General features: G+C 34.0%; 8 protein-coding genes. 7 read left to right on the plus strand and 1 reads right to left on the minus strand.

What is annotated here, in order from left to right; translation table 11 throughout:
• The first annotated feature begins 157 nt into the window (after positions 1-157).
• Complete coding sequence (locus tag J7J00_RS25850; RefSeq protein WP_214795800.1) at positions 158-820, plus strand: hypothetical protein; 663 nt, start codon at positions 158-160, stop codon at positions 818-820.
• 271 nt (positions 821-1,091) lie between these two features.
• On the opposite strand, the gene J7J00_RS25855 is transcribed toward J7J00_RS25850, so the two are convergent.
• Positions 1,092-2,234, minus strand: coding sequence for a M20 family metallopeptidase (locus J7J00_RS25855; RefSeq protein ID WP_286201579.1), 1,143 nt, complete (start codon positions 2,232-2,234; stop codon positions 1,092-1,094).
• 370 nt (positions 2,235-2,604) lie between these two features.
• Here J7J00_RS25855 and J7J00_RS25860 point away from each other — a divergent pair, with 370 nt between their 5' ends.
• The 6 genes from J7J00_RS25860 to J7J00_RS25885 all read left to right on the plus strand — a co-directional run bounded on the left by J7J00_RS25860 (position 2,605) and on the right by J7J00_RS25885 (position 8,598).
• Positions 2,605-4,032 (plus strand): YfcC family protein, encoded by a 1,428-nt coding sequence (locus J7J00_RS25860; RefSeq protein ID WP_214795802.1) that lies wholly within the window; start codon positions 2,605-2,607, stop codon positions 4,030-4,032.
• A 59-nt stretch (positions 4,033-4,091) separates the two neighbouring features.
• Positions 4,092-6,176, plus strand: a complete 2,085-nt coding sequence (locus J7J00_RS25865) for a sigma-54 interaction domain-containing protein (RefSeq protein ID WP_214795804.1) — start codon at positions 4,092-4,094, stop codon at positions 6,174-6,176.
• 38 nt (positions 6,177-6,214) lie between these two features.
• A complete protein-coding gene (locus J7J00_RS25870) occupies positions 6,215-6,352 on the plus strand; it encodes a hypothetical protein (protein WP_214795806.1) in 138 nt (45 codons plus the stop codon).
• Positions 6,353-6,508: 156 nt separating this feature from the next.
• Positions 6,509-6,841, plus strand: a complete 333-nt coding sequence (locus tag J7J00_RS25875; RefSeq protein WP_286201580.1) for a UPF0715 family protein — start codon at positions 6,509-6,511, stop codon at positions 6,839-6,841.
• Positions 6,842-7,198: 357 nt separating this feature from the next.
• Positions 7,199-7,633: a MarR family winged helix-turn-helix transcriptional regulator gene (locus J7J00_RS25880; RefSeq protein ID WP_214795808.1), complete on the plus strand. Its 435-nt coding sequence runs from the start codon at positions 7,199-7,201 to the stop codon at positions 7,631-7,633.
• 146 nt (positions 7,634-7,779) lie between these two features.
• A complete protein-coding gene (locus tag J7J00_RS25885; protein ID WP_286201581.1) occupies positions 7,780-8,598 on the plus strand; it encodes a class I SAM-dependent methyltransferase in 819 nt (272 codons plus the stop codon).
• Positions 8,599-8,859 lie beyond the last annotated feature (261 nt).

The raw sequence follows: 8,859 nt of genomic DNA on the forward strand, positions 1-8,859 counted from the left end.
CGCCTCCTCCTACTCGATTTAATGAACTAAAGGGGCAGGATAGTTCCATAAGGAATCTAAGTTAATGTTATGATAAATGTGTTATCGGATAGAGATGTTTATAGGTAGCTACTACTTCAGACTTCTCTCTATCTAAAAAAAGTAAAGGGTGAAGTTCATGATTGACCCAATATTATTTGTTGCTATCGACACAAGTCTTTCTATATCAGTAAAAATGGAAAAGAGGAAACAATTTAGTATTAAAAGAATGCAGTACGAAGAATTGTCTCCAACTGTCATATTTGCTTGCTATGAAAAAAAAGAAACCTTAATTCGCACATATTTCTTTAAGGAACACCTTATTTTATTTGTAGAAGTAACGCCTTATATTCAACTATTTGAAGAAATGTTTGGTAGGTGCATAACAGAAATGGATGTATTGGCTACCGATATGACGCCTGATATTCTTATCCCAAACTTTGAAAAAGTCATTGCTGAAAAGGGACAGGTTTATACAGAATCACCATATTTCCATCTATATGGACAAAGGTACTGGCATGATGATGCAATGATAGTTGGTAATAAAACAGCACTTAAGGGATTGAGAGATGCTATTGATAATGCTCTTCAATATGGTGAGGCAAGAATAGGTCCTCTATCTAGTGATGGCGAGGGTTATAATTTGTTCATATCTTGTATGCCTGGTGAAGCGGAAAACAACGAAGACTGGAAACGGATAAGGCTTCCTTATCATGATAGAGAGATGTATGAGCCAGATGATGATAACGAAGGTGACCCATTTGACTATTTAAAGTCCTATAAAAGTTTATTAAGAAAATAAATAATATTCTTCTTCAGCAACGGTGCGTTAGCTGTAGATCGAAACTATCTTTAAGGCAGCTTTTTCTTTATGCATCTATCGGGGCAGTTTAGTGGAAGAATTAAGTTTATATATATAGGTGGCTTATTTTTATTTTTATATTAAAAAGAACCGTCACCCAGTTTGGGGGCGGTCCAAATCTTTTTTAACTGTTTAATTGTTCGTATTAACGTTATAAAACTCCTTATATGTTGGGTGATTTTTGATGTTATTCAATCTTGTTTGCATGCAATTACAGTCTCAATAACAAATTGGCAAATAAAGATGCTCGTTCAGCGAGTGTTTCAATTTGAATATGTTCATATTCTGCATGGATTCCTTTTCCACACGCACCTAAACCGTCGAGAGTAGGAACACCAATAGCTGCTGTGAAATTCCCATCACTTCCCCCTCCAACAGATGCTTCTTCTAATTTCATGCCAAGTTCTGATGCAATGGATTGAGCACATCCAAACAGTTCTTTCGTTTGTTCGGTTTTCACCATTGGAGGTCTATTCATACCACCGGTTAATTCCAATTTAATTCCTTTTAAAATCGGTTTTAAATTTAAAATAATATTCGTCACTCGTTTTGCTGCTTCTTCTGTTGAAACACGTAAATCAACGCGAGCTTCTGCGTATTCTGGAACCACGTTTGTTCCACTTCCTCCAGTAAAAGTTCCTACATTTACAGTTGTTCCTTTTTTATAATTGGTTAACTCTTGTAAAACAATAACTTGCCGAGCTAGTTCTTCAATAGCATTAATGCCTTCTTCGTGATGGTTACCGGCATGGGCAGCGCGTCCCCATACTTTTATCTTGAAAATCCCTGTGCCTTTGCGAGCTGTTTTTAAAGCTCCCGACCCAGCCACAGCAGGTTCAGCAACTAATACAGCATCACTTTTTTTTGCTTCTTCTTCAATGTATTCTTTAGAAGCAATTGAACCAATTTCTTCATCTGAATTGCAAAGGAAAACGATCTTTTTATTTAATGAAAGTTTGAGTTCCTGGATGGCTTTAATTGCCCATAGAGACTGGATAATGCCGCCTTTCATATCTAAAATACCAGGACCATACAGTTTATTTCCTTCTCTTCTAAGCTTAAGTCTACCTTCCTTCCAAACTGTATCAAAATGCCCTATGATCAAAATTTGTTGTTCTCCTTCTCCAATTGTAAATTTCAGATGATTTCCCACTTTTGTTTCTTCTATTAATTCGTATCCTACGTCTAAGCGTCTTTGAAAAAGCTGGCTTAAATATGTACCGCACTCATCTACTAATTCTTTATTGTAAGAAGGTGATTCTTTTTTTACGAATTCAATTAAATCATCTAACATGGCCTGTTCATGGTCTTGCAGATAGCTAGAAACGTTTTTTTCGATTAGTAACTTACTCAAAATAATTCCTCCTCTGAACTGTAAAACAATCCTGTATGTTTATATACTTTTAATTAATACTATTGCAAGAACCTTGCCAACTTTGTTTTTTTATTAAATCGACTATCTTTAACCTATTAATTTTTTTATAGGATGTTTTATGGTTGGTTTATATCCCATAAATAGACCTATAAATACTAATTTTTTAATGTAAACTACTTTAAAGGGATAATTTATTAATCTTAGAAACTGGCATGATTTTTGCATTGTTTTTAAGTATATGGTGTTAGTTATATTCAGGAATGAAATTTCTGAATAATCACAATATAAGTGAAGGAGGGACCGAGAGTTTCTTAATACAATACATATTAATTTGGAGGAGAATTATATTATGCAACCTACAGCTCAAAGAACGATTTATAAACCTATTAGAAGAAGGTTATTTAAACCTGATGCTTATGTTCTTTTGTTCTATATTTTAATAATCTGTACTATAGCTACCTATCTTGTTCCATCAGGGGTGTTTGATCGAGTAAAAAAAGGTGACATTACGATGACTGTTCCTGGAAGTTATCATTTAGTGGAATCTAGTCCTGTTAATTTCCTTGAAATTTTTACTGCAATTCAAAGCGGAATGGTTGCTGGAGCTCCTTTGATCTTTCTTATTTTATTTACTGGTGGTGCATTAGCTGTTATTGATAAGACGGGGGCTATCGATACGTTTATTCGAAGTGTTATAAATTTATGTAAGGGGAGAGTTCTTCTACTTATTATTCCTATTTGTTTAATGTTTTCTATACTTGGTACCACAGGTATCATTGTTAACTCTGTTATTGCTTTTATCCCTATAGGAGTAATGATTGCTCGTAAATTAAAATTGGATGCCATTTTTGGGGTATCTCTTATATATCTAGGTACTTACGCAGGGTGGAATGTATCCCTGATAAGCCCACAAACATTAGGGTTATCGCAGCGAATTGCTGAGCTGCCACTATTATCTGGAATGAGCTTTCGCATTGTCATTTATTTCACTTTCTTACTATGTACTATTTCTTATATATATTGGTATGCACGTAGAGTCCAGAAAGATGCTAGTCTAAGTATACTGGGTTTAGAGCGATTTCCAAATTCATTAGGCACAAATGAGAACAAAATGAAAACACAGAAACTAACATTACAACATAAGATTGTTTTATTGTTTTCCGGTGGGTCTTTACTAGCATTTATTATCTGTACGCTCATTTTTAAATGGACTGAAAATGAAATGGCAGGTTTATTTATTTTTATGGCTATAGGTGCTGGACTTATTTCCCGTATGAATGTTAATGATATTGCCAAAACATTTATGGATGGTTGCCAGAAACTTGTATATGGGGCGTTAATTGTAGGAATGGCTCGAGCTGTGATTATTTTGCTTGAACAGGGACAACTTTTAGATACGATTGTGCATGGTCTTTCTAGCCTTTTAGCTCCACTTTCTCCAATTACAGGGACACTAGGCATGTTTATAGGTAGTGCAGCTATTCATTTTTTAATTTCGTCTGGCTCAGGAGAATCGACTATGTTAATGCCAATATTGGTACCACTTGCTGATTTGCTACATATTACTCGCCAGGTAGCGGTACAATCCGTTCTATTTGGGGAAGGATTAGTAAACTGTATTAATCCAACATCAGGTGTACTAATGGCAATACTGGCTACTAGTGGTATTTCATATGGAAAATGGCTTAAATTTATGATTCCGTTAACTATTATATGGGCTATCTTAGCTGCTATCTTTTTAACAATTGGTGTATTAATAAAATGGGGACCTTTCTAAGTTTTTTTAAAATCTGATAGAATAAGAACAAAAAGCAACCGTGTGGTAAGGAGAAGAAGATGAAAAAGCCCACTATACTTCTTGTGACTATCAGCAAAAAAGTATGCAAAACATTTGAAGAAAATCTAAGAATGTTTTTTGGTTCAAAAATCTATATTGAGACATGTTATGAATCCCTACAATTAAATGAGAAGAACATTTATACCGCTGATTTAATTTTATTATCTAGTCCAGTGCTTGAAGACTCTATTAAAGCATTGAATTCAAGTATTCCTGTTATGGTTGCTAGACGTTCTATTCGAATTGCAAAGTTAGAGCAACTTTTAGATTTGGCACCAAAAACAAATATTTTATTAGTTACTAACTATATAAATAATGTTAGAGATTCTATTGATCTTTTGCACTCGTTCGGATTTGGGCATTTAAATTTAATTCCTTATGTTCCTGGGATTACAAATGTCAAACAGGCAGAAAACATTGATTTTGCTATTACGCTTGGGCAAGATGAACTTGTACCTAAACATATTAAAAAAATCATCAATTTAGAAAATCGACCAATTGATTTAACCACTATGCTCGATATTGCTCGTCTTTTGAACCTTTCTTTAGAAAAGGCACATTTTTATACAGCAGAATTTTTTAGAGATTTTGTGAAGATGGGAAGGAATTTATCATTATCTATTCAAAGTGAGAAACAACTAATACAGAAATTAGAATCTGTTTTAAATGCAGTACATGAAGGGATTATAGGGCTAGATGAAAAAGGAATCATTACATTAATTAATGAAGATGCTCATAAAATTCTACAACTCCCTTCTAACTGTATTGGAAAGCATTACAATGAGGTTATACCTAATTTTCAGATTAATGAGACTTTTGTTGATCAAAAGGAACAACTTGATAACTTATTTCAAATAAATAATCGTTCATTGTTAGTATCGAAAGTTCCCTTAACCTTTAATAAGAAACTAACGGGCCTTGTGATCACACTTCAAGATGTTACAAGAGTTCAAAGTATGGAGCAAGAAATTAGACGGAAAAGCGCTGAGTTAGGTTTAACTACAAAATATTCATTTGATAATATTATTGGAAATAGCCATTTACTTGTATCTGCAAAACAAAAAGCAATTAGGTTGGCTCAAAGTGATTATACAGTTTTAATTACTGGAGAAAACGGGACGGGGAAAGAAGTATTTGCACAAGCCATACATAATAATTCTGAAAGGAAAGACGGTCCATTTGTAGCAGTAAACTTTGCAGGGTTAACTGAAACATTAATAGAAAGTGAATTATTTGGTTATGAAGGTGGAGCGTTTACAGGCGCTAAGAAAGAAGGGAAAATGGGTTTATTTGAATTAGCGCATAATGGCACTATTTTCATGGATGAAATTGGAGATGCTTCACTAAGTATTCAAGCTTCCCTTTTACGAGTCCTTCAGGAACGCCAAGTTATGCGTGTAGGTGGCCATAGGGTCATACCAATAAATGTACGAGTTATTGCAGCCACCAATCAAAACGTACATCAAATGATTCAAGAAGGTACGTTTCGTCAAGATTTATATTATCGTCTAAATGTTTTACCGTTACAGCTCCCTTCACTTAGAGAAAGAAAACAAGATATATTTATACTAATAGATTTCTTTTTAAAATTAATAAAGAAAAATCTACTGTTTGAATCAAGTGTAAAAAATCTATTAATGAACTATAATTGGCCAGGTAATATACGAGAACTGGAAAATTTCATCCATTATTTATTGGTCATTGTTGAAGGAAATATGGTCACTGAGAATCATATACCAGATCGGATTTTATTATCACAAGAGACTGTTAATTCATCAGATAATTCATTATCAGAGATTGATGAGACACTTCTCTTTTTAAAAACGGGAAATTTCATAGAAGATTTTAAATCCATACTACAAGTACTATGGATTTGCAAAAAAAGAGAAATAAGTGTAGGGAGAGGCGTTATGCAAGAAATGCTCCCTTATTTTTTGTCTGATTCACAATTGCGACATCGATTATCGATATTAAATAAAGCTAAATGCATTAAAGTTGGAATTAAAAAACAGGGAACAGAGATTACAGAAGTGGGTGTAGAGATACTTAATAAATTAAATGAATACTATTCAAGTAGGATTTAGTACAAAATCTTTAAGTTTCAGAGGTAAGCTTATTTGATGTGACTCCACGTATTGAATTATACGAAGAGCAAAAATATAAGATAGAGCTTGATGAAGATAGTAGAATAGTTAAGTTAATAGGTGGGTTTGTGGAAAATGGAGTTGCAGAAAAAGATGTTTTGGATTTTAAGAAGTAATAGAGCATTTTCTTCTGCAACTAACGGGTGCTTTACTTCAATAAGGCAGGTTGCTGAGGCAGCCTTTTTCTTATGGCACTAAAGGGGGCAGGTTAGTTGAAAAATTGATGGTAGAATGGAAATAAATTTACATATTTTTTTGGAAGGTGAGTAATATTGGAAATTTGGAAATTAAGCGAAAAGGTCTCGAAACTTAGCGATGTAATACCTTATTACTTTTTTAGCCTATTTTTTTCTTGTATCTCTTTATCTGTTGTTATAGTTATTTTTAGTGGAGAGCTCTCTTGGTTGTTACCTGGTATTATTGTGTATTCTTTTTATATTGTTATTCCCTACTTAATTTTTGCTGTGCCATTGCAAATTACATTTAATAAACGTCCGAGAAAATTTAATGTATTTTATCTTTTAATTTACACGGTACTTTCTTTTGTAGCAGCAGCTATTTATTGGTTTTGGGACTCTGTCTTCTTACAAAAGAAAATTAGCTAACGTGGTGCGTTAGCTGAAGATCGGAGCTGTCTTTAAGGCAGTTTTTTCTTTATGCAACTAAAGGGCAGTTAGTTTAATAAGGAACGATTTCAATAAATAATACTGTTTTGAGGAAGTATAATACTAAACAACGGTTGTTAAACGATTTTGAATTTCCTTTAGAGCTAACGTGTACAAGAACTCGTGAACTGATATTAGTCAGTTCTTTTTTATTGGACAAAAAGTGCAGTTGTATTTTCATAAGTTTTTTATACAAAAAAACAACATTTAGTAAATGATTTATTTACTAAATGCGAAAAAAAGTTTGTTTATTAATCAATTTGGTATATAATACATTACTATATTAGGAGGTAATCAATGCCTATTCAACAAGTTAGTAAAGAATATATCGAGTTAATCCCTAATTTGTTTAAGAGTTTTCAGCGAATGAATCAAAAATCTAGTAACTTAACGCATTTACAGAACCAAATCTTAGAATTCGTATTTATGAATCATAATCCCCTGACTATCAAACAAATAAGTGAAGGCCTAGATGTACCCAAACAGCAAATGACAGACTTGCTTAAGCGCTTATTTGATCAGGGTTACATTACTAAGAGTCAAAATATGAATGATAAGAGGTCGTTTGTAATTGAGTTAACAGAGAAAGGAAAAACTTCACAACAAGAAAAATGGACGAAAATTTATCAGAACTTCGTCAATGACCTATCTAAGTTAGATAGTGAAGAGCAACTGGATCTCCAATACGCTTTGCATAAAGTGAATTATCTGCTTAAAAAAATGGAGGATTGATAAGATGACTGAACGTGAGTGTGCCTTCAATGATAAGTCTAGGAGTTATTATCGGCTCAATTATTCCTTCTTTTAATTAATTCGGCGAAATCGCTTCTGTATGAAGAACTCGTAATTATAGCTTAAAATAAGGAGGAAAGATAAATATGTCATTAAATTTACAATCCGTTCAAGGCACAATGCTAATACCTCTTTGGGGACGCGCCACTGCCAGTGAGAAGAATCCAGAAATTTTGTACGACAAGGAAGCGATAGAGATCATTGCAGGTTGTGATTTTAATTTTACCGAAATATCCAATACATTTGGAGAGTACGGAGGCATAAGCTATATAGTCCGAGCAAAAAAAGTTGACGATACCATCCGGGCTTTTATAGAAAAACATCCTCGGGCCACTATTGTAAACATCGGCGCGGGACTTGATACTACATTTTCAAGAGTTGATAATGGCACACTTAACTGGTACAACCTTGATTTACCAGATGCGATAGCTTTCCGCAAAACTCTTATCTCAGACTCTCCGAGGAATATCAGCGTTGCCAAATCATTTTTTGATGTTTCGTGGTTTGATGATGTGATTTTTAATGAGGAAGACGGCATACTTTTTTTATCTGCCGGTGTTTTCTACTATTTTCAGGAGAGTGAACTCAAAGGAATATTTCAGGAAATGGGGCTTCGCTTTCCAGGCGGGGAGTTGTACTTCGATGCGGAATCAAAATTTGCGTTAAAGACTTCAAATCGTACGGTGGAAAAAACGGGGAACAAGGGCGCAAAAATGTATTTCTATGTTAACAATCCAAAAGTATTTGAAGGCTGGTCGTCAAAAATCAAGGTATTATCCTGCGAATCGTACTTCAAAGGTATACCCGCAAGCAAGAAGTGGGAAAGTGGAACTCGTGTAATGGTGAGGGCTGTAGATTTATTAAAGATGATGAAGTTTGTTCATTTGCGTTTCGAGAGAAAGTAATGTCGAATCTAGCCTTATTCTAATACGTCTAAAGCTTTCGCTACTTCTCAATAAAGTAACCCCACGACACACCCTAAACTTCAATCTGTGCAACACTTTGAATTGTATTGTAAATCTGACAAAATATCTTTTTATGAAAAATGGGGATTCACTAAAGAAATTGGTGATATTAACTTCATGAGAAAAACCGTCAAATAGCACGGAGCTGTCATTATGGCAGCTTTTTCTTATGCAACTAAAGGGGCAGGTTAGTTTAACAAG

This window comes from Bacillus sp. ISL-4, from assembly GCF_018613275.1.
Taxonomy (GTDB): Bacteria; Bacillota; Bacilli; order Bacillales; family DSM-1321; genus Peribacillus; species Peribacillus simplex_E.

What these genes read in the sequence shown, in the direction of transcription:
- J7J00_RS25850 (WP_214795800.1), top strand. Translation starts at nt 158, where the DNA reads ATGATTGACCCAATATTATTTGTTGCTATCGACACAAGTCTTTCTATA.
- J7J00_RS25860 (WP_214795802.1), top strand. Translation starts at nt 2,605, where the DNA reads ATGCAACCTACAGCTCAAAGAACGATTTATAAACCTATTAGAAGAAGG.
- J7J00_RS25865 (WP_214795804.1), top strand. Translation starts at nt 4,092, where the DNA reads ATGAAAAAGCCCACTATACTTCTTGTGACTATCAGCAAAAAAGTATGC.
- J7J00_RS25880 (WP_214795808.1), top strand. Translation starts at nt 7,199, where the DNA reads ATGCCTATTCAACAAGTTAGTAAAGAATATATCGAGTTAATCCCTAAT.
- J7J00_RS25885 (WP_286201581.1), top strand. Translation starts at nt 7,780, where the DNA reads ATGTCATTAAATTTACAATCCGTTCAAGGCACAATGCTAATACCTCTT.